Source organism: Nocardiopsis sp. NPDC049922, assembly GCF_040660275.1.
In the GTDB taxonomy this organism is placed as follows: Bacteria; Actinomycetota; Actinomycetes; order Streptosporangiales; family Streptosporangiaceae; genus Nocardiopsis.
Map to the genome: position 1 here is coordinate 307,451 of NZ_JBFAME010000007.1, position 19,848 is coordinate 327,298.

The 19,848-nt window shown below is 71.2% G+C and carries 18 protein-coding genes; 9 read left to right on the forward strand and 9 right to left on the reverse strand.

Going from position 1 to position 19,848, the window contains the following annotated elements; all coding sequences use genetic code 11:
* Positions 1 to 129: 129 nt before the first annotated feature.
* Together AB0I72_RS15980 and AB0I72_RS15985 are read right to left on the reverse strand one after the other, a co-directional pair.
* Complete coding sequence (locus AB0I72_RS15980) at positions 130 to 1,635, reverse strand: endonuclease/exonuclease/phosphatase family protein (protein WP_358568405.1); 1,506 nt, start codon at positions 1,633 to 1,635, stop codon at positions 130 to 132.
* 182 nt (positions 1,636 to 1,817) lie between these two features.
* Positions 1,818 to 2,438 (reverse strand): LysE family transporter, encoded by a 621-nt coding sequence (locus tag AB0I72_RS15985; RefSeq protein WP_358568408.1) that lies wholly within the window; start codon positions 2,436 to 2,438, stop codon positions 1,818 to 1,820.
* Between the two features lie 111 nt (positions 2,439 to 2,549).
* On the opposite strand from AB0I72_RS15985, the gene AB0I72_RS15990 reads away from it, so the two are divergent.
* On the forward strand, positions 2,550 to 3,002 hold the full coding sequence (locus tag AB0I72_RS15990; protein WP_358568411.1) for an Lrp/AsnC family transcriptional regulator: 453 nt from the start codon (positions 2,550 to 2,552) through the stop codon (positions 3,000 to 3,002).
* Positions 3,003 to 3,030: 28 nt separating this feature from the next.
* Here AB0I72_RS15990 and AB0I72_RS15995 read toward each other — a convergent pair whose 3' ends face one another.
* Entirely contained in the window at positions 3,031 to 4,686 is a 1,656-nt protein-coding gene (locus AB0I72_RS15995) for an FAD-dependent monooxygenase (protein ID WP_358568414.1), read from the reverse strand.
* A 306-nt stretch (positions 4,687 to 4,992) separates the two neighbouring features.
* On the opposite strand from AB0I72_RS15995, the gene AB0I72_RS16000 reads away from it, so the two are divergent.
* From AB0I72_RS16000 to AB0I72_RS16010, 3 genes are all read left to right on the forward strand, one after another.
* The gene (locus AB0I72_RS16000) at positions 4,993 to 6,450 is read left to right on the forward strand and encodes an FAD-binding protein (RefSeq protein WP_358568417.1); all 1,458 of its coding nucleotides are present in this window, start codon (positions 4,993 to 4,995) and stop codon (positions 6,448 to 6,450) included.
* 209 nt (positions 6,451 to 6,659) lie between these two features.
* A complete protein-coding gene (locus AB0I72_RS16005) occupies positions 6,660 to 7,508 on the forward strand; it encodes an SDR family NAD(P)-dependent oxidoreductase (protein ID WP_358568419.1) in 849 nt (282 codons plus the stop codon).
* Between the two features lie 76 nt (positions 7,509 to 7,584).
* On the forward strand, positions 7,585 to 8,451 hold the full coding sequence (locus AB0I72_RS16010; protein ID WP_358568422.1) for an LLM class F420-dependent oxidoreductase: 867 nt from the start codon (positions 7,585 to 7,587) through the stop codon (positions 8,449 to 8,451).
* Positions 8,452 to 8,688: 237 nt separating this feature from the next.
* Here the strand turns inward: AB0I72_RS16010 and AB0I72_RS16015 are convergent, their stop codons facing one another.
* Positions 8,689 to 9,093 (reverse strand): DUF397 domain-containing protein, encoded by a 405-nt coding sequence (locus AB0I72_RS16015; protein ID WP_358568472.1) that lies wholly within the window; start codon positions 9,091 to 9,093, stop codon positions 8,689 to 8,691.
* 46 nt (positions 9,094 to 9,139) lie between these two features.
* Entirely contained in the window at positions 9,140 to 9,973 is an 834-nt protein-coding gene (locus AB0I72_RS16020) for a helix-turn-helix transcriptional regulator (RefSeq protein ID WP_358568425.1), read from the reverse strand.
* Positions 9,974 to 10,149: 176 nt separating this feature from the next.
* Between AB0I72_RS16020 and AB0I72_RS16025 the strand changes: the two genes are divergently transcribed.
* The 3 genes from AB0I72_RS16025 (at position 10,150) to AB0I72_RS16035 (ending at position 11,338) form a co-directional block, all read left to right on the forward strand.
* Positions 10,150 to 10,437 (forward strand): hypothetical protein, encoded by a 288-nt coding sequence (locus AB0I72_RS16025; protein WP_358568428.1) that lies wholly within the window; start codon positions 10,150 to 10,152, stop codon positions 10,435 to 10,437.
* On the forward strand, positions 10,434 to 10,685 hold the full coding sequence (locus AB0I72_RS16030) for a hypothetical protein (protein ID WP_358568431.1): 252 nt from the start codon (positions 10,434 to 10,436) through the stop codon (positions 10,683 to 10,685). Before AB0I72_RS16025 ends, AB0I72_RS16030 begins: the two co-directional genes overlap by 4 nt.
* 332 nt (positions 10,686 to 11,017) lie before the next feature.
* A complete protein-coding gene (locus AB0I72_RS16035) occupies positions 11,018 to 11,338 on the forward strand; it encodes a nuclear transport factor 2 family protein (RefSeq protein WP_358568434.1) in 321 nt (106 codons plus the stop codon).
* A gap of 235 nt (positions 11,339 to 11,573) precedes the next feature.
* Here the strand turns inward: AB0I72_RS16035 and AB0I72_RS16040 are convergent, their stop codons facing one another.
* Positions 11,574 to 12,161, reverse strand: coding sequence for a TetR/AcrR family transcriptional regulator (locus tag AB0I72_RS16040; protein ID WP_358568437.1), 588 nt, complete (start codon positions 12,159 to 12,161; stop codon positions 11,574 to 11,576).
* A gap of 69 nt (positions 12,162 to 12,230) precedes the next feature.
* Here AB0I72_RS16040 and AB0I72_RS16045 point away from each other — a divergent pair, with 69 nt between their 5' ends.
* Positions 12,231 to 13,727, forward strand: a complete 1,497-nt coding sequence (locus tag AB0I72_RS16045) for an MFS transporter (RefSeq protein WP_358568440.1) — start codon at positions 12,231 to 12,233, stop codon at positions 13,725 to 13,727.
* Here the strand turns inward: AB0I72_RS16045 and AB0I72_RS16050 are convergent.
* Positions 13,681 to 14,106, reverse strand: coding sequence for a CBS domain-containing protein (locus AB0I72_RS16050; RefSeq protein ID WP_358568443.1), 426 nt, complete (start codon positions 14,104 to 14,106; stop codon positions 13,681 to 13,683). The two genes, AB0I72_RS16045 and AB0I72_RS16050, sit on opposite strands and share 47 nt — an antisense overlap.
* 409 nt (positions 14,107 to 14,515) lie before the next feature.
* Between AB0I72_RS16050 and AB0I72_RS16055 the strand changes: the two genes are divergently transcribed.
* Positions 14,516 to 16,705: a hypothetical protein gene (locus AB0I72_RS16055; RefSeq protein WP_358568446.1), complete on the forward strand. Its 2,190-nt coding sequence runs from the start codon at positions 14,516 to 14,518 to the stop codon at positions 16,703 to 16,705.
* A gap of 105 nt (positions 16,706 to 16,810) precedes the next feature.
* On the opposite strand, the gene AB0I72_RS16060 is transcribed toward AB0I72_RS16055, so the two are convergent.
* Entirely contained in the window at positions 16,811 to 18,571 is a 1,761-nt protein-coding gene (locus AB0I72_RS16060) for a TIGR03767 family metallophosphoesterase (RefSeq protein WP_358568449.1), read from the reverse strand.
* Between the two features lie 339 nt (positions 18,572 to 18,910).
* Positions 18,911 to 19,690: an FCD domain-containing protein gene (locus AB0I72_RS16065; RefSeq protein WP_358568452.1), complete on the reverse strand. Its 780-nt coding sequence runs from the start codon at positions 19,688 to 19,690 to the stop codon at positions 18,911 to 18,913.
* Positions 19,691 to 19,848 lie beyond the last annotated feature (158 nt).

Consider the following 19,848-nt stretch of genomic DNA (forward strand, 5'->3'; position numbering starts at 1 on the left):
GCTCGCGATGATGCACCCGGTGTTGGCCAAGGGGCGTTCCCGCCGCACGCCGGGCTTCGCTGCTCGCGATGATGCACCCGGTGTTGGCCAAGGGGCGTTCCCGCCGCACGCCGGGCTTCGCGGCGACCGTCAGCCGGTCAGCGCGTAGGTGGTCAGCACCGTCGCGTGGTCGGTGGTCCACTCGTTGTCCGCGTGGTTCGGCACCGGTGCGGGATCACCGACGACCAGCGTGCGCGAGTCCAGCACGCTCAGGTCGTCGCCCGCGTGGTAGACGAAGTCGATCCGGTCCTGCGGCTCGGCCGGGCCGGTCGACCCGTTGTGCCGCGGGTACAGCGGCGACCACGTGGTTCCCGGCACGGCCACCGGGTCGGGGTTGGCCACCCGGAACGAGTCCACCAGGCCCGCCTCGGTCGGCAGCACCGAGGTCGGCCAGGGGACGTCCGCGTAGCCGCAGTTCTTCTCCCGCAGCTCCTCGGTCCAGTCCAGGTGCGAGGGGGCGTTGAAGTCGCCCACGAGTAGGACCGGCACGTCGTCGGCGCCGTCGATCTGCCCCTCCATCGCCGCCAGGGTGTCGGTGATCTGCCCGGTACGTCCCGACTGCACCTCGCGGTCGAGGACGGTGTCCACGTCCAGGCCGTCGAAGCACGCGTCGTAGGGCCCGTAGGGCGTGTAGCCCAGGTGCGCCGTCCACAGGTTGACCTGGGACTCCTGGCCGTCGAGCGCGATCCGCACCCCGGCCGAGGCGTTGACCGTCCCGTACTCCTCGGCGATCGGGTACCGGCTGATCACACCCAGGCTGCCGCCGCTCTGCCAGTGGTACCAGCCCAGCGCGTCGGCCAGCCGCGCCGCGGCGCCGCCCTCGGTCTCCTGGAGGCCGACCACGTCGGCACCGCTCTCCAGCAGGAAGCGCACCTGCTTGTCGTGGTAGCCGTCGATCCGGGTGCCCGCGTGCCAGGTGTTGAAGGTGAGCACGTCCAGCTGGGGCACCAGGGCCGCGCCGCTGGGCCGGACCGGGATGAGCGCGGTGAGCGTCGCCGAGGCGCCGCCGGGCGTGGTCGCCTCGACGGTGACCCGCGCGGTGGAGCCGCCGGATCCGTCCGGCGTGCCGGTCAGGGTGCCGTCCGGGGCGACCCGCACCCACGCGTCGCCGTCGACCTTGGCGAACTCCGCGTCCGCGCGCGAGGCCAGGCCGCCGAGCCGCGCCTCGTAGGGGTCGCCGACCCGCGCGTTGCGCAGGGTGGCCTCGTCGACGGGGAAGGTGACGGGTCCGTCGGCGGGCAGGTACACGTCGATGGGCTCGGTCAGCCAGGTGTAGCCGTCGCGGGCGAGGAAGTAGGCGACGTAGTGGCCGGGCTCCAGGGAGTCGGTCGGCAGCGTGACGGTTCCCTCGCGGCCGGGGGCGTACCTCCAGACCAGGGAGGGCGAGACGTACTCCTCGTTCTCGGGTCCGCCGCCGGAGGCGTGGTAGAGACCGATCCAGTTCGTGCGGTGGGGGGACGTGGTGGTGTAGCCGAAGGTGACGGGGGCTCCCTCCACCACCTCCAGGGTTCCCTGCCCGTCAGCGGACGCGGGGGCCGCGCCGAGGGTCAGGACGATCGCCGCGATGACCGCGGGGACCAGGTGCCGGACGCGCATCCGGGTTCTGCCTCTCGTGTGGGGGTGACGATGACGGGTTCCAGGACTATCAGGGGCGCCGACCGCCGGCGTGGCCGCCACCTGAACCACCGCCTCCCACCGCGCGAAGGCTCGGCGACGGCGTCGTGGACGTCCGCCCGGGGGCGTTCGGGGCACCTGAGCCCGCCTCCCGCCGGGGCCGGTCAGGCGGCGAGGCGTTGGACCAGCAGCAGGACGCCGATGACGACCATCGCCGCCCCCGACGCCCGGCTGACCGCCCGCGCAGCCGCCGGCCGGGCGCCCAGCACGGCGCGGGCGGTCAGCCCCACGCACAGGTAGACCACCGCGCAGCTGACCGTGTGCACCAGGCCGAGGGCCGCGATCTGCGCCCCCATCGGCCAGCCGTCCGCCGGGTCGGTGAACTGCGGCAGCAGCGCGGTGAAGAGCAGCAGCGCCTTCGGGTTGAGCCCGCTGACGCCGATCCCCTGGGCGAGCCGCGCGCCCCACGCCGCCCCCGCGCCGCCCTCGGCCGAGGCGCCCGGAACGGCGGGCCGCGCCACGGTCACGGCGCCGATCCCGATGAGGTAGACCGCCCCGGCCACGGTCAGGGCGGTCAGCACGACCGGACTGCTCGCCACGACGGCCGCCACCCCCGCGGCGACCACCCCGGTCAGCGCCACGTAGCCGAGCAGCAGCCCGCCGATCGCCGGGAGCACCGACCGGTCGCGGAGTCCGGCGGTGATCGTGTGCGCCCAGTCCGCCCCCGGGACGAGGATGAGCAGGACCGAGACGGCCCAGAAGGCGGTGATGGAGCTGGCGGCCACGGTGTGTTTCTCCCTCTTCTACGGACTGCCTGAGGGAGATTAGTCGTGATTCGCCCGAAGGTGTTGCCAAAGATTCACTGATGACCGAGAGGTTGTGGAAGGATCTTCTTCATGGACGCCGTAGACAGGAAGATCCTTGCCGAACTCCAGGAGGACGGCCGCCTGACGGTCACCGAACTGGCCGCGCGCGTACGCCTGAGCCTGTCCCCCTGCCACCGCCGCCTGCGCGAACTCGAACGCTCCGGAGCCATCCGCGGCTACCGCGCGATCCTGGACGCGGGGACCGTCGGGCTGACCTTCGAGGCGCTCGTCTTCGTCACCATGCGCCAGGAGGACCGCGACACGGTCGCCGCCTTCGAGAGCGCGCTGACCGGCATCCCCGAGGTGGTCCGCGCCGAGCGGCTCTTCGGCGACCCGGACTACCTCCTGCGCGTGGTCGGCGCGGACCTGCCCGCCTTCCAGCGCCTCTACGACGACCGGCTCGCCACCCTGCCCGGAGTCCAGCGGCTGAGCTCCACCCTGGTCATGAAACACGTCGTCGAGGAGCGCCCGCTCCCGTTGTGACCAGGCGCGCCACCGGGGCGTAGGCGGGCTACCCGACCGCCGCCCCGCCGACGCCCGCCAGGTCCACCCCCGTCTCCAGCGATCGGAAGTACCGACTCACGGGTGCGAAGTCGACGGTGTCCGAGCGGTGGGCGACGTACTTGTCCGGCCGCACCAGGTACAGGCTCGGCCTGCGTACGCCGTAGCGCCCGTGGGCGCGGCTGCGCACGTCGGCGAGGACCCCCTCCCTCGGCTCGGGCGGCAGGTGGCCGCGCGTGACCAGGTGGACGTGGCCGTACCCTCCGATGGCGTCACGGGCGTCGGCCGCCCACGCGTTCAGGGTCGGCGGGTCGATCACGTCCGCCGCGAACACGACCAGGTGGTGCCCCGGCTCGCGGTACACGTGCCGTAGGGCCACGAGGCCGGCGGCGCCCTCCAGGTAGGCGTCCGGGGCCAGCTCCCCCGCCTTCGGGCCCGCCCCGGCGCCGTCGCTCCAGGCGGGGGGTCGGGACCCGGCCCAGCGTTCGGAGACGAGGGGGCTGTCGCGGTAGTGGACCAGGTGCTCGCCGACCGCGTCGGCCATGCGCCGCTGGACGGGGGTGAGCCGACCCAGGAGGCGGAGCGCGTGGCGGCGTGCCCTGGTGGCGACGAGGCCGCTGGCCGTGACGGTCCGGGTGGCGGTCGAGGTGGTGTCCAGCACGGCCTGGGCCACCGGGCGCCGTTCGGCCTGGTAACCGCCCAGCACGGTGGCGTGCGCGCCGCCCTGGACCACCAGGGCCAGCTTCCATCCCAGGTTGTAGGCGTCCTGCATGCCCGTGTTCATGCCCTGGCCGCCGATGGGGCTGTGGCTGTGCGCCGCGTCGCCCGCGAGCAGGACCCGGCCGTCGACGTACCGGTCGGCCAGTCCTTCGCGCGCAACGAAGGACGACGTCCACTGCGCGTCGGTCAGCACGGGGGCCAGGGGCGTGCGTGCGTCGAGGTGGCGGGCGAAGTCGTCCGGCCCGGGGCGCTTGGGCGGGTCGGCGTCGGGGGTGTTGGCCAGGATCCGCCAGTAGCCGCCGACCATGGGGAACACGGCGACCACGCCGTCCCGGGCGAGGTAGGCGTGGAAGCGGTCCCGGGGCAGGTCCCAGTCGGTGGCGAAGTCGCCCAGGATGAACCCGCGCCGCAGGTCGAGCGTCTGCCAGCCGATTCCGGCGCCGGTGCGCACGGTGCTGTGCGCGCCGTCGCAGCCGACCAGCCATCGGGTCGTGTGGTGTTCGACGCGGCCGTCCGCGTGCACGAGTTCGGCGGTGACGCCGTCGCCGTCCGAGCGGTGTGAGGCCAACCGCGTGCGCCACTCCGGGCGGACGCCCAGCTCCTCGGCGCGGCGGCGGAGCAGCCCCACGGTCCGCCACTGGGGGATGCACAGGTCCATCGGGAAGGGTGAGTCGATGCATGACAGGTCCATGTCGGCCAGGAGCCTGTCGCGCTGGTAGAAGTTCAGCACCCGCAGCGGGATGCCCTGGTCGACGGCGGCCTCGGCGACGCCGATGTCGTCGAGCATCTCCAGGGACCGCGCCGCGACCGCCACGGCCCGGCTCTCGCGGACCTCCTCGGGTCCGGCGTCGACGATCCGGGGGATCACACCGCGCCGGGCCAGTTCGATGGCGAGCACGAGTCCGGTGGGACCCGCGCCCACGATGAGAACGTCGTCGTCGCGCACAGAAACCTCCTAAAGCGAACGTTCGTTCTTTCATGGAAGCACGACGAGGGGCCGCGCACAAGAGGAAACGGATCGTTCTCTAAAACACGGATTCGCCTCCGAGATTCTGACTGAGAGTTATCACGCAATTACTTCTGGTAGGAATAGCGAGCACGTCCCCGCGACGCCCGTCTCGCCTCCCCCACCGATGCGCGCGGGCCGGGCCCGGTGGACGCTTCCACGGACAGACGGGGTGATCGGGTGAGTCGGGACAGCACGCGCACGGACGTACCGCCCCGGGGCGGCGCACCCGGGGTTCCCGGGGACGTGGTCACCAGATCGGGCCTGCGCGCCCCGCACCGCGTGTGGCATCGGCTGGGGCGCTCCATCGCCGGGGAGATCGTCCTGCCCGACCAGGACGAGTACGACGCCGTCCGGGGCACCGCGGATCCGCGCTTCGACGCGGCCAGCCCCCGTGCGGTCGTGCGCTGCGCCGTGGAGGACGACGTCGTCCACGCCGTGGACTTCGCCCGCCGCTGGGGCATCCGCGCCCACGTCCGCGCGGGCGGGCACTGCGCCATCGGGTCCTCGACCGGCCCCGGGCTGGTCATCGACCTGTCTCCGCTCACCCGGACCGTGGTCGACGGCGGCTCCGCGTGGTGTGCCGGGGGAACGCTCACCGGGGCTTTCACCGCGGCGCTCGACGGCCACGGCCGCACGGTGCCCACCGGCCGGTGCACGACGGTCGGCGTCGCCGGACACACCCTGGGCGGCGGTACCGGTCCGACGGGGCGCAGGTACGGATTCACCCTGGACAGCCTGACCGGGGCGCGCGTGGTCCTCGGCGACGGACGGGTGGTCGACTGCGACGCCGACCACCACCCCGACCTGTTCTGGGCGCTGCGCGGCGCGGGCCACGCCGCCTTCGGGGTGGTCACCGGGCTGCGCTTCCGTACCCGGCCCGCCCGTCCGGTCACCGAGTTCGTGCTGGGCTGGCCCGCCGACTGCCGCGCCCGGGTGCTCGCCGCCTGGCAGGCGTGGGGCCCGCACGCCCCGGACGAGCTGTCCACGACGGCCACGATCGCCGGGGCCACCGTGCGCTCCCCCGGCGACGGCCGGTCTCCGGCGACCGTGACCGGGTCCTGGCTGGGCGACCCGGTCGGCCTGGAGCACCTGGTGGACGACCTCCTGGCGGCGGTGGGCCGACCGCCGAAGGTCCGGACGGGGACCGTGCGCACCGGGGGCGACGGGGCCCCGATCCCAGCGGTGGGCGGGAGCCCCCTGGCGAACGGCGGGCCCGACGCGACGAACGGGCCGGGCGTCGTGCTGCGCCGGCACGAGTTCTTCGACCGCCCGCTCGACGCGGCGGCCCTGGACGCGGTCACCGCCGCGCTGGACCGGGGAACCCGCCCCGGCGAGGCCCGCCGACTCCGCCTGGAGGCCATGGGCGGAGCCTACGACCGGTCGAGCCGGGAGGCGGCGGCGCTGGCGCACCACGGGGCCCTGTTCGGGGCGCTCTCGGAGTTCCGTCCCGCCCCGGGCGGCCTCGCCGGATGCCGCACCGCCCAGGGGGAGTTGCACGGCGTGCTCCGGCCGCTGGCCGCGGGCACCGCGCACCCGAACTATCCGTCGGAGAACCGGAAGGACTGGCGCCGGGCGTACCACGGCACCCGCCACGCCCGGCTGGAGGAGATCCGGGTCCGCTACGACCCCGACGGCGTCTTCGGCTTCCCGATGGCACAGGCCGCGGCCCACCGGAGCCGTGCGGACCCGGGCGACGCCTGACGCGGTTCCCCGACCGGGGGCGCGCCGGACCGCCGCTGCGGAGTGACACTCCCCTCACACCCGGTTCCTTCCGCCCCGTGAGGGGTAGGGCTTGTCATCCGTGCGAAGGACCGGACACCGCCGCGGAGGTCGCTCACCCGAACCAGGGCACACGACCGGTCGCGACGCGCCCCCGCCGCACACACGCACCGAGCCGGAACGGACCCCCCATGACCACCATCCTCATCACCGGATCGACCGACGGACTCGGCCGCGCGCTGGCCCTGCGGTTGGCCCGGGACCGGACACGGCTGCTCCTGCACGGCCGCGACCCCGACAAGCTCGCCGCCCTCGCCGCCGAGGTCGAGAAGGAGGGCGCCCCGCCCCCCGAGCCCCTGGTCGCCGACCTGTCCGACCTCGGCCAGGTGGCCCGCCTGGCCGCCGAGGTGTCCGAGCGCACCGATCGGCTCGACGTCCTGGTCAGCAACGCGGGGATCGGGTTCGGCGAACCCGACGGGCGGGAGCGGCGGGTCGGCGCCGACGGGTACGAGCTCCGCCTGACCGTGAACTACCTGGCCGGATTCCTCCTCACCCTCGACCTGCTGCCGCTGCTGCGCGCCTCCGCGCCCGCGCGGGTGGTCAACGTGTCCTCCCTCGGCCAGTCCCCCCTCGACCTGGACGACCTCATGTTCGAGCGCGACTACGACGGGGTGGACGCCTACCGGCGGAGCAAGCTCGCGCAGATCATGTCGGCGACCGAGTTCGCCGCCCGCGTGCCCGCCGACGAGGTGACGTTCACCAGCCTGCACCCGGCGACGTTCATGCCGACCAAGATCGTCACCCTCCACGGCATCGCCCCGGTCGACACCCTGGAGGAGGGGGTGGCCGCGACGTACCGGCTGGTCACCGACCCGGCCATGACCGGGGTGACCGACCGGTTCTACGACCGCCTCCACGAGAGCCCGGTCAACGCCCAGGCCGCCGACCCCGGGATCCGGGCGGAACTGTGGCGCCGCAGCCTGCGTCTGGTGGGACGGGAGCAGGTTTCGATCGGCTCCGCCACGCACACGGACGACTGACCGAGGCACCGGGGGAACGGCCGGACGGGGCCGGACGGCGACGGGGCGGGGACGACGCACGAGACGGGAGAAACGCATGGAACTCGGTCTGCACGTCGCGGACTTCACGTGGGCGGGCGGCACCCCCGAGCTGGGCCGCGCCCTCGCATGGGCCGTCGGCGACGCCGAGGACTCGGGGATCGCCCGGGTCACGGTGATGGACCACTTCTGGCAGATCGGCCACGACCTGGGACCGTACGAGAACGCGATGCTGGAGGCCTACACCACCCTGGGCTTCCTCGCCGCCCACACCTCGCGGGTGCGGCTGCACACGCTGGTCACCGGGGCCGTGTACCACGACCCCGGCGTCCTGGCCAAGCAGGTCACCACGCTGGACGTGCTCTCCGGCGGTCGCGCCGGGCTCGGCATCGGCGCGGGATGGTTCGCCGACGAGGCGCGCGGGCTGGGTCTGCCGTTCCCGACCGCGGCGCGGCGGTTCGACATGTTGGAGGAGACCCTGAGCGTCGTCCTGCAGATGTGGAGGGGCGACGAGCGGCCGTTCGAGGGCGAGTACTACCGACTCGAACGGCCGCTGAACTCACCCGGTCCGCTCAGCAGGCCGCATCCGTACCTGATGATCGGTGGATCGGGGGAACGCCGGACCCTGCCGCTGGTCGCCCGGTACGCGGACGCGTGCAACATCTTCGGCGGCCCCGAGGCGGGGCACAAGCTGGACGTGCTCAAGCGGCACTGCGAGGCCGTGGGGCGCGACCACGAGGAGATCGAGAAGACGTCGATCCTGTCCGTGGCCCCCGACACCACCACCGACGCGCTTGTCAGGAGCCTGCTCGACCTGCGCGCCACCGGGTTCACGGTGGTCTACGTCTACGGGTGCGGTTTCGACGATCCGCGCGAGGCCGTGGACCTGGTCGCCTCCGCCCTGCCCGAGGTCGCCGAGGCCTGACCCCGTTGCACTGGGGTGGACCAGGAACGACGAGCGACAGGAAAACACCATGTCCCGGTGGGCGCGACCGATCGCGGTACGGGTCGGGGGCAGCGTGTCGAGCGTGATCGGGAGGTCGCGGACACGCTTCCCGGTCGCGTTGAACACGCTGGCGGCCCAGCCGGAAGCGAGAACGGCTGGCCCCTCCTCCGCGAGGTGAGTCAGGGGTCAGCCGTGCCGAGAGGGGATCGGGATGTTCTAGTGGGAGGTGCTCTTCACCGCGTTCAACAGGGCGGACCACTCGCGGGGGGTGGCCTCCAACTGGCCGAGGTCGCGGTTCTGGGTGTCCCGCATCGCCGCGCCGATTCTCGTGCGTGTGGCCTCCACGCACTGCCCACCGTTGCCGTGGGAGTAGGAGGAGGTGCTCCACTCACCCTCGCGGTTCAACCGGGCCTCGACACAGTTACCGCCGTTGCCGTGCGAGTACGTGGACTTGTCCCAGCCCTCGCCCAGCTCCAGTCGGGCCTCCACACAGTGTCCACCGTTACCACCGCTGTACGTGGACTTCTGCCAGGCGGGACGCAGCTCCAACTTGGCCTCCACACAGTTCCCACCGTTACCACCGCTATACGTGGACTTGCTCCAGGTAGACGTCAGCTCCAAGCGAGCCTCCACACAGTCTCCACCGTTACCACCGCTGTAGGACGACTTACCCCATGTCCAACGAACCATCTTGGTGACTCCTCTTCACCTCGTACAACCGTTTGAGGGAGCGGTCCAGGGAATGCGCGACGCCCTGAAGGTGTCCGAACGCATCTTGAGCTTGCTCCACCTTGCCAGCTTCATGCACCATGCGACCGGTGAAGGCGTCCTCCACGTAGAGCGCATCTGGCCTATCTCGGAACGACAACAACACGAAGCTCCCCGTAGAGCCAGGATGGAACCGGGTATCCAAAGGCACGACCTGCAGAGCGATCTTATGAGACTCCACTAGCTCTATCAGTCGATCTATCTGCTCTACCATCACCTGAGCACCACCTGTCGGACTCAGCAGGACCCACTCATTGATGACGGTCAACATCTGCGGCGCTTCTGGCATGTCCCAAAGCCTCTGCCGCTTGAGCCTTCCAGCAACCATCTCTGTGACTTTCTCCGAGGTCTCCAAAGGATTCGATGCCCTCACGAGAGCCTTGGCGTAACTCTCGGTCTGGACCAACCCTGGAACCGCCAGCGCCTCAAAGGACCTGATCCTGGTCGTCACCTTCTCTGCCTTGACTAGCACTCCGAGCCAATCCGGATAGGCCTGACTGTTGGTCAACTCCACCCAAAGCTCCAGAAGCTTCCCACCAGCCCGAAGATATGTGTCGGTAGCCTCTACCTTGTCCAGACTTGGCCAGTGCGTACCCACCTCGAATCCACTAACCAGTCCACCGGAGACCCTGATGTGCCTCGCGACCTGGACCTGAGTCTTCCCGCGCGTGGTTCGGTACTTGCGCAGCTCAGTCCCCCAACGAAGGGCATGCGGCCGGACCGGACGCTTCACCAAGGCTCTACCTCTCTCTACCGAGCGAGCACAGACTCATACTCCATGTAAGCAGTAATCCGCAGTGCTGTTGTATGTCTATTCAGCCACTTTTCCCTTCCCCACACTGGAGAAGAACTCTTCTCTACCGGCTCTACAAGAGGGCCAATGAGTTCAACCCGGACAAAGGGGAAAATATGACTCCACGAGAGGCGGCCAAGGCACTCTGCCTTGAGCTGGACAAACACCACCTCAAGCCACTCCCGAGCAAGGGAATGGTGATCGAGGTGCACAAGGGAGACCAGAGCCAGATGGTTCTCCTGCGCGAGACCGGCGAGGGCCTCTACTGGTACTGGGTGTGGGACTCCTACCGGACCGACGCCGAACCCTACGAGTACGACCGCGCGCTGCCCGTCGGCCAGGAGCGCGAGTTCGCCCGGCGCATCTCCGGCGTCCTGTCGATCCCGAAGGCGGACCTGCGATGAGCGCCGTCAACCACACCCCGCGCTACGTCGGTGACGTGCCCCCCGAGCTCGGTGAGGCGCTCTCGGCCCTGGAGGGCGTCACCCAGCTGCTCCCTGGCCGGATCCTCTGCTCGGCGGTCGGCCTCCTCCACCTGTCCGAGCGCGGCACGCTCTTCCGCTGCCCCAGGGGCGCGGTCGTGGTGCGCAACGGACAGATGATCACCTTCGCGAAGCTGGGACACGGTGACCTGCCGAAGACCCACGTGTAACGCCCGCATCCCCCCGAGACCACGTCCGCCCCCGGTCCGCAGACCGAGGGCGGACGTCGCGTGTGCGGAAGACAGACACGAGCGTGGTCCGGTGGTGAACACATCCCCTTACCTGTGAGGTCATCGCCCCCATTCCCCGGCACTGACACGACGAGCCCGTTGCCCGCGTCAGCCCGACGCGGATCCACCACCAAGCCTGGGGAACGGATCGGCAAGGACTCGACGGGAGGGGATGACGTCCCCTGGAACAGGTGCGAAACGCGCGGTAGGAAGGCGGGGACACCACGTCCGGCCGTCGACGACGCCGGGCCCGACACGAGAGACACACCGCCATGCCCCACCACCCCGACGTCACCGACCGGGCCGTGCGCGCCCTGATCGACGCGATCAACGCGAACGACCGCGAAGCCTTCGCCGAGGCGCTGACCCCCGACGCCACGATGTCCGACGACGGATCGGAGCGCGATCTCTTCCCGTGGGCGGAGAAGGAGATCTTCGCGTCCAACGGGCGGATGGACGTCGTCTCCGCGAGCGACGAGGGGCGGTCGCTGATCGCGGACTACCGCAACGACACCTGGGGCGCCATGCGAACGCGCTGGGACTTCACCATCGCCAACGGGAAGGTCTCCAGGTTCGACACCGGTCAGGCCTGAGCCGTCACCTGCTGAACCACACGGAGGAGACGCCCTTCGCCCGGTACCCGACCCTCCGCCCGGAGAGCTTCGTCGGCGACTCCGTGGCCGACGCGTTCCACGAGGCATGCGGCTGGTCGCGCGGGGGCGAGCTGGACCGCGAGGGGTCCGCCACGATCGAGTGCACCAAGGTCGCCGCGTCGGCGCCGGTCGACGTTCGGGCGCGCGACCGGCACCGGGGACGGACCCCTGGCGATCAGCGTTCCGTCCCCCCTGGCCCCAGCCGGTCCAGGTAGTCGCGCACGACCTCCTCGGCCTGGGCCCGGGTGACGTTCCCGGCCATCAGCAGGGAGCCGAGCCCGTGGGCGAGGGACATGACCTGCGTGGCGATCAGCCGCGCCCGCGCTCCACCCACCCGCGGGTCCGCGCCGACGACCTCGGCCAGGTGGTCGGCGAGCCCGCGCAGATGGTCCTGGTAGGCGGCGGTGGCGGCGTCGGGTCGCGTGATCGCCAGCAGTTCGAGCGAGACACCGACCCGGTGGAACGCACGCCCGTCCTCGTCGGTGGGCAACGCCTCGTCGAAGAACGCCCGGATCGCCTCCGAGACGTCGCCCTCCCCCCGCACGGCCATCCGGGTGCGCCACCGCTGGAGGCTCCGGTCCGCGAGGCGTTCGAGCGCCGCGGTGAGCAACCGTTCCTTGGACTCCCCGTAGTACTGCACCAGGCGCAGCGACACCCCCGCCTCCGCCGCGACCGCGCGCATGGTGACCGCGTGCAGGCCCTCCCGGCCGAGCAGACGCCCGACGGCGTCCAGGATCTGCTCCCGACGCTGTGTCTCCGACACCGACGACTCCCTCCGACACCTCGATGATACGCTCGTATCAAGTTGATACACGCGTATCAAGGAGGACGTGTGACCACCACTCCCCGAACGCTCGCGCTGTGGGTCGCGTGCGTGGCCCAACTCCTGGTCGTGCTGGACATCTCGGTGGTCAACGTCGCGCTGCCGTCGATCCAGTCCGCACTCGGGATGAGCCCGACCCGCGCGTCCTGGGTGGCGCTCGCCTACGGCCTCGGTTTCGCCGGTGCGCTGCTGGTCGGCGCGCGACTGGCCGACGTCGTCGGCACCGGTCGGGTCCTGCTGTGGGGGCTCGCGGCGTTCACGCTGGCCAGCACCGTGGGCGGTCTCGCGACGGAGGGGTGGGTGCTCATCGGGGCGCGGGCGGCCCAGGGGCTGTGCGCGGCCGTGGTCTCCCCCGCCACCTTCACCCTGCTCACCACCACCCACCCGGAGGGTCCGGACCGCACGCGCGCCATCGCCGCGTGGACGGCGGTGAGCCTGGCGGGAGGCGGTGTCGGCACCACCCTCGGCGGTGTGCTCACCGAACTGGTCTCCTGGCGCGCGGTGTTGCTGGTCAACCTGCCGGTCGGCGTCACCGTCCTCGCCGGGGCGGCCGTCCTGCACCGGCGCTCACCCTCCGCCCCCGGACGGGGACGGCTGGACCTGGTCGGCGCGGTGCTGGCCACCGGCGCGTTCACCTGCGCCACCTACGCCCTGTCCGCGGCCGGTGGTGACGCGAACGCCCTGGCCGCGGGGTCGGCCGCGATCACGAGTGCCGCGCTGTTCCTCCTGCTCGGCGGACAGCAGCGCCGGGCCGCACACCGCCTGGTTCCCCGGGGTCTGCTGCGCAACCGATCCGTGGTGTGGGGCAACCTCGCCACCGCGCTCACCGCCGCCTGCTTCCAGGTGGGGCTGTGGTACTTCCTCACCTACCGGATGCAGGGGTCGATGGACTTCACCCCGATCCAGGCGGGCCTCGGCTTCCTGCCGTTGACCCTCGCCATGCTCGTGGTCAACACCTGGGTCACCCCACGGCTGATGACCGGCGTCCCGCCCCGAACCCTCGTCGTGCTCGGCGCCGCGACCGCCGCCCTCGGCCTGGTCTGGCAGGCCTTCGCCGGTGGGGGGAGCTACGTGGTCACCGTCCTCGGGCCGAGCACGGTGATCGGGGTGGGCGGCGGCCTGCTCAACACGCCGCTGGCCACGATGGTGACCACCGGTGTCGCGGCCGACGAGGCGGGGGCGGCGTCGGGGCTGATGAACACCGCCAAACAGTTCGGCGGAGCCCTGGGCCTGGCCGCCGCGACCGCCGCCACCACGCTCGCGGGCACCGACCGGGCCGCCTTCCTCCTCATGGGCGGCCTCGTCGGCACGGTCGCCGCCGCCGTGCTCGTGAGCCTCCGGTCCCGCCAGCGGGACCGGAGGAGGACCGCCGCCCCCGACCGGCTGGCCGGGGACGCGGTGTCGTCGGCGGTGACGCGGATGCGGACGCGGGAGCCCGCTCCGCACCGCGTGCGGTCGATCAGGCGTAGACGCGTTCGACGAACTCGGCGATCTGGTCGTCCGTGAGGTGGTGGGCCAGGTCGGCCTCGCTGATCATGCCGACCAGCCGCTTGTTCTCGTCGATCACGGGCAGGCGGCGGATCTGGTGCGACTCCATCTCGCGGAGGACCTCGTCGACACCGGCCTTGGTGGAGACCCAGCGCGGGGTGCCCTTGCACAGCTCCCCGGCGGTGAGCTGGAAGGGGTCGCGTCCAGCGGCGATACAGCCGACGACGATGTCCCGGTCGGTGATGATGCCGCACATGCGCTGGTTGGAGGTGCCGGGGTCGGCGACCGGGATCGCGCCCACGTTCAGTTCGCTCATCAGCTGGGCGACCTGGTCCAGGGTGTCCGTGGCCGAAACCCACTTGACTCCCGAGTGCATGATGTCGGCTGCGGTGGTCATCGTGTTCTCCTGTCAGTCTTCCGGGTGGTTGCGCCCCCATCGTCCCCATCGCGGTCGCCGACGACGGCGGAACATGCCCGAACATGGGACTCGGTGGCGAAGAGTTGAGCGGGTCGTGGTGGTACGCCCTCCGACCCGGGGACCGGTCCGGGTCGGGACACTGTCAACCGCGTGACACTGCGCCCGCGTCCGCGCGGAGGCGGTGGGACAGTGGAGGGGTGGCGACACCCGTGGGCGCACGGGGTGCCGGAGTCCCGAAGTCACGCAGATCCGCGACCGGGCTTTGGGGATACGTCGCATGAACGCTACGACCATCGTGCTCGGTGCTCTCGTCGGCACCAGTGCCGTGCTGCTCGTCGTCGCGGCGTCGACCTGGCGGGTCGCCCCGTTACCGTTCCTCGCCTACATCGTGGTCTTCCTGACCCTGGCGGTACTCGTCTGGACCTGCCGCAGGGAGATACGGGAGGAACTCGGCGACACCGCCCTTCGGGGAGCCGTAGCCGCCCTCCCCCTCTTCTCCAGCGTCGCGATCCTGACGATCCTCGACCTGGTGGGCACGGCGTGCTGCGCGGGGACCCCCGGTGCGGGGGGTGCGGGTCCAGGCCACCCGTGCCTGTGCGGCTTCCTCGGCGGCGACGGGTTCCACCAGGTGCTGGCGGTCATGTTCCCCACCCTGGCCGCGGATCCGCGGCTCCCCCACCTCGTCATCGTCGTCGCGCTCAACGTCATCACCCTGGCCACCGCGTTCCTCTTCCTCCGGGGGGTGGCGCACGTCTTCGGCCAGCGCGGTCTACGTCTGACCGCCCTGGCGATGGCGGCGACCGCCACCGTCTGGGTGGCGTGGAGCCGGTTTCCCGAGAGCCTCGAACAGTTCCCCGACTGGCCCGATCCGATCCGCGGAGGCTGGGCGGCCGCGCTCCTGATCCTGCTCGGCGGGGGGTACCTGTGGCTGGAGACCACCGCGGTCCGACGCGAACCCAGTGTGAACATCTCCGAGCCCGGGGAACAGGACAACGAGGCGACCAGGAGACTCAATCAGGAGGTGCGGTGGAGGCTTCCCGCGATCGAGGTCCTCGCGCCCGCGTGGAAGCCGGGGGCGCCGCCGGGACACGCCGTCGCCGCCATGGTCGAGAGCGGCGACATCCAGGGAAGCAGGTTCGCGGCCGCGCTCATGCGCGTCCTCGCTCTCGTGCTTCCCGTTCCCCCGTCCTACTCCGTCCGGGTGCGGGCCAACGTCCCGGAAGGAAGCGATCCCAAGGACGCCGAGTACGTGTCGGCCACCGTCGACGTACACGATCGCATATCCGGCAAGAGCCTGCACCAGATCACGCTGCCGCCGCTTCGTTGGGATCTGGCGGCCATACGGGCGGCCGGCTTCGTCGCCTCCCGCGTGTTCACGGACAATCCCCTGATACCGGAATGGGCGAAAGGAAGTTTCGACGGGCAGGATCTGGCCGCCTACCTGAGGATCAGGGAACTTCCGAGACTCGACGGAAGGGGATGGCGGGAAGGTTCCGCCGGCCCGGATCATGACTACGAAGAGTTTCACGCCATGCAGGAGGAGCGCATCAGAATCCTCCAGGGGGCGGTGAGGTCCCGCCGCGTCTCAGGAATAGTGCGCTATGAGCTCGCCTCCCTGTACGAGCAGACCGGAAGGCATGTCGAGGCACTGTGCCTGCACACGATGAATCGGGCGCACTATTCCTCGGAGAGCAACCGGAACAGGATCTTCCAGAGAAGCCGATACCGGATGATCGTGCTCCTGAAGATGATCGCGAACCACAGGTTCGCCGAGGTGTGGAGAATGTCGGATCCGCAGGACCGTCGTGACATCTTCCACGCTCTGAACCTGGCCGGTCTGCTGTCGAGACTGCGGGTGGCGAGGCCGGACCTGTTCGACGACCTCGGCGAGAAGGACTTCGTCTCAGGTGAGGACCCGCACAGGATCCGCCTCGCCCTCCTGCACATAGCCAGGCTGGAGGCCTACGCGATGGACAGGCACTTCTCCTGGCGAAGGCTGGTCTGCGAGGACGTCAGGTGGCACAGGAAGAACCCCTACAGCGTCCTGACTCCCGGCGTCACCTCCCAGGAATCCGCTTGGCGACGACGGAAATACTACGATATCGGATTCCGCCTTCTGCACAGCAGCATCGCGAGCAGGATCGCGTCGGCGAACGGAGAGCGCCGCGGTGAAAAGGGCCAGCAGCTCCAGCGGCACCAACAGGCGAGGGCACTCAAGAGAATAGAAACGGACATCGCGAAGTTCAAGGAGCTCAACCCTGGGTGGGGACTATGGGGGATCACCTACAGCAAGGCCTCCCTCATCGCCACCCAGAAGGTGGAGTCCGGGATCCCGCTCAGCCCCGGGGAGAGAGCGGAAGCCGTGGACGAGGTCATCACGTCACTGCGCGAGGCGCTGAACCCTTCGGCGTGCGAACACTACCGCCCCTCCGAACTCATGGCGTCCGACCCCGACCTGGAATGCATGCAGAAGGAGGAGGGATTCATCGCCCTGCTCCGCGAACAGTACGACCGCGACTGGCAGGTCAAACCCGACTTCGGGAAAGCCCTCGGCACGAGGCTGGCCGCGCTACGCTGAGCGTGCGACGCGCCGGGAACACCTGAGTCGGTGTCCGCGCGAACGTCCCCGGCCGGGGAGCCCCGGGGGCGCTGCTCCGCCCCCGGGGTTCCAACGGCAACGCCCCTACCGCGCGGGGTTGCGGGCGGCGACCAGCAGCTCGACGTTCCGGTCGCGCGGGCCGCCGTAGTCGGCCGGGTCGGCGTACAGGTCGTTGACCGACAGTTCCCGGTACAGCGACGCGAGCCCGTCGGCGGAGAAGTCCCCGTGGTCGACCCGGTACGGGCTGTCCGCCTCCAGCAGGGTCGTGAACAGCGACACCGTCCCGTCCTCGTTGTCCACGATCTCGATCGCCCGCGCCATCTGCGGGTGGTCGATGTGCGAGGCGGTGTTGATCTCCCAGAACCCGCGCTCGGCGGTGCGGTGCGTGTGCGCGCGCACCCGGTTGTAGTGCGTGTGCCCGTTCACCCAGGCCAGCACGTTCGGGTACCGCTTGAGCATGTGCACGAGGATGTCGCCGGTCAGCCGCAGGTCGCCGGGGCGGCGGCTGTCGGGGAGGATGTTGCCCATCGTGCCGCTGGTGTGGTGGGAGAACAGGACGAACAGCTCGTCGGTCACCTGCTGGGTGCGCCGCCGCCCCCAGAAGTCGTAGTAGACCGAACTGGCGGCGCGCAGCGTCCGCTCCAGCCAGTCGTACTGGTACTTGCCGATCGACCCGTCCGCCAGCCCGGCCAGCGTGGTGGTGTCCATGCTGACGCCGGTGACGCCGTCGGCGATGCGGAAGGTGTAGAAGCAGTCCACGCCGTCGGCGTTGTCGTCGGTGAAGCCGTGGCCGACGGGCCCGGGGCCGGTGTTGTCCTCCGCCAGGTGCGCGGCGACGAAGGCGCGGGTGTCGAAGGGGGCGCGGCGGTCGTCGGGGGTGATCCGTGAGGTCACGGCGGCCGTGGAGACGGTGTCCCCGGGCGACTCCACCTCGTCGGGCACCTGGCCGAGCCGGTCCTCGTCGGTCATCGCCTCGGCGGCCTGGTCGCGGACGTCGTCGTCGGCGAACATGATCTTGCGGTCGCCGAGGTAGGCCTCGTCCAGCGACCCGGCGGGCAGGCTGCCCGCCGGGGTGTCGTCGTGGTTGCCGATGGTGCAGTACCAGGGCACGTCCAGGCCGGGGCTCTCGAAGGGGGCCGTGGCGGCGTCGAGGAACCCGGGGATCCTCGGGAACCCGCCCCGGGTCTTGTACCGGTCGGCCAGGTCGCTGTCCGGGTGCCAGTACAGCTCGTTGCCGCAGTTCTGCACGCCCTCGTACCGGGCGGGGTCGCCGGTGTCGGGGGTCACGGTCCCGCCGTTGAGGACCGCCATGAGCCAGGCGAGTTCGATGGTCTCGTGGTTGTCGGTGTTGTCCCCGGTGGTGACCATGAAGTCGAACGGGCGCCCGGTCACGGGGCCGGCCCGCAGCGAGTTGACCCGGCGCACGAGCGCGGTCGCGCCGAGCGCCGACAGCGTCTCCTGGGGCCGGTGGGCGCTGGAGCCGATCACCGGGTGGGTGTACTCGAAGCGCACCGGGCTCTGGGCGTCCATGATGTGCAGGTCGGTGAACTGGACGAACGCCGCGAGCGCGGTGCGCCGGTCGTCGCGGCCCGGCTGGGCGGGGACCAGGTCCTCGCGGACCTCGATCGGCCAGCCGGGGCCGGCGGTGAGGAGGCGGTATCCGTCGCCGACGGGCGTGGCGACCTGGGCGAGCGTGGTCCCGTCGGGCTGGGCGACCCGGGACATGGTCTGGCGCAGGAGTCGGTCGTGCACGGCGGCGGAGGCGGGCAGGGCGGGCAACCCGAGGGCGATACCCAGTCCTGCCGTGGAGGTCGTGAGGAATCCGCGCCGGTTGAGGGGAGCCATGGGTGTGCGACGTCCTTTCGGCCCCGGCCGGGGGCGGCCGGTGGGGGGTGGGGCGTCGTCATTGAAGACCGGCGGAGCGGTCGGGGGCAACGGGTGCTGGAGGAGCCGGCCGCTACCCGCCGGTAGGCATCCGGAGCGGTCCGGGATAGGGTGACGGGTTTCGCCCCCGCCATCGGAAGCCCCGCGACCGATGCGTCACACACGGTGATCAGGCGATGTCCGCCCGTCGGCCGTCGGCTTTTCCCGTCGTGTTCGCCCGGGCGTGGCGGTGCGGTCACGAAGGTGAGGGGATTTCACGTTTGGCCGGATCCGGCCATTTTCCGCGCCCGGAGCGCCGTGTCAGGCCAGGAAGCCGCGCAGCAGCGCCTCGCTGCCCTCCAGATGCTCGTTGACCGCGAGCCGGGCCGCCTCGGGGTCGCGGGCGCGGATCGCGTCGACGACGGCGTGGTGCTGGGCGCCGCTGTGCTCCAGGTTCTTCACGAGCATCGGCATGGCGTCGAGCAGGCTGTTCAGGCGCATCCGGGCGTCGGTCAGCGCCGAGCTGAGCGAGCGCGACCCGGTCAGTTCGGCCAGGGTCAGGTGGAAGACCGTGTCGAGTCGGCGGTAGTCGTCCACGACCGCCCCGTCCACGGCGGCCAGCCGCTCGGTCAGCAGCGCGTCCTGGTCGGGGGTGAGTCCGCGCTCGGCCAGCAGCACGGCGGCGCCGACCTCCAGGGCGCGGCGGAGGGTGAACAGGTCGTCCAGGTCGCCGCCCATGTCGGCGAGCACCCGGCGGGCCTCGGCGCGGCTGGGGGGCGGGGGCACGTAGGTGACGAAGGTGCCTCCGGAGCGACCGCGTCGGGACTCGACGTACCCGGCCTCCTGGAGGGCGCGGATCGCCTCGCGCAGGGTGATCCGGCTGACGCCCAGGCGGGTGGCCAGGTCGCGTTCGGCGGGGAAGCGCTCGCCCCGGGCGACCACGCCCAGCTTGATCGCCGACAGCAGCCGCTCGACCGTCTCCTCGAAGGCGTTGCCCGCCCGGACCGGGCGGAACACGGCGTCGGCCGCGGGTTCGGCGGGGAGCGTGTCGACGGCGTCCCCGGCCCCGCCGTCGACGCCGTCGACCCCGGTGTCGGCCATGCCGCTCCTCCTGTTCGCGTGCTGTCCGAAGGTTCGATCTCGTGCACCCAGGGTAGGGCCGCCGGGGCGCGGCCCCCCCCCCCCCCGCCCGCCCCACCCCCCAACCCCCCCAAAAGCGGCGAAATGTGTTGGGGCACCCCCCCCCACAAAAACCCCGC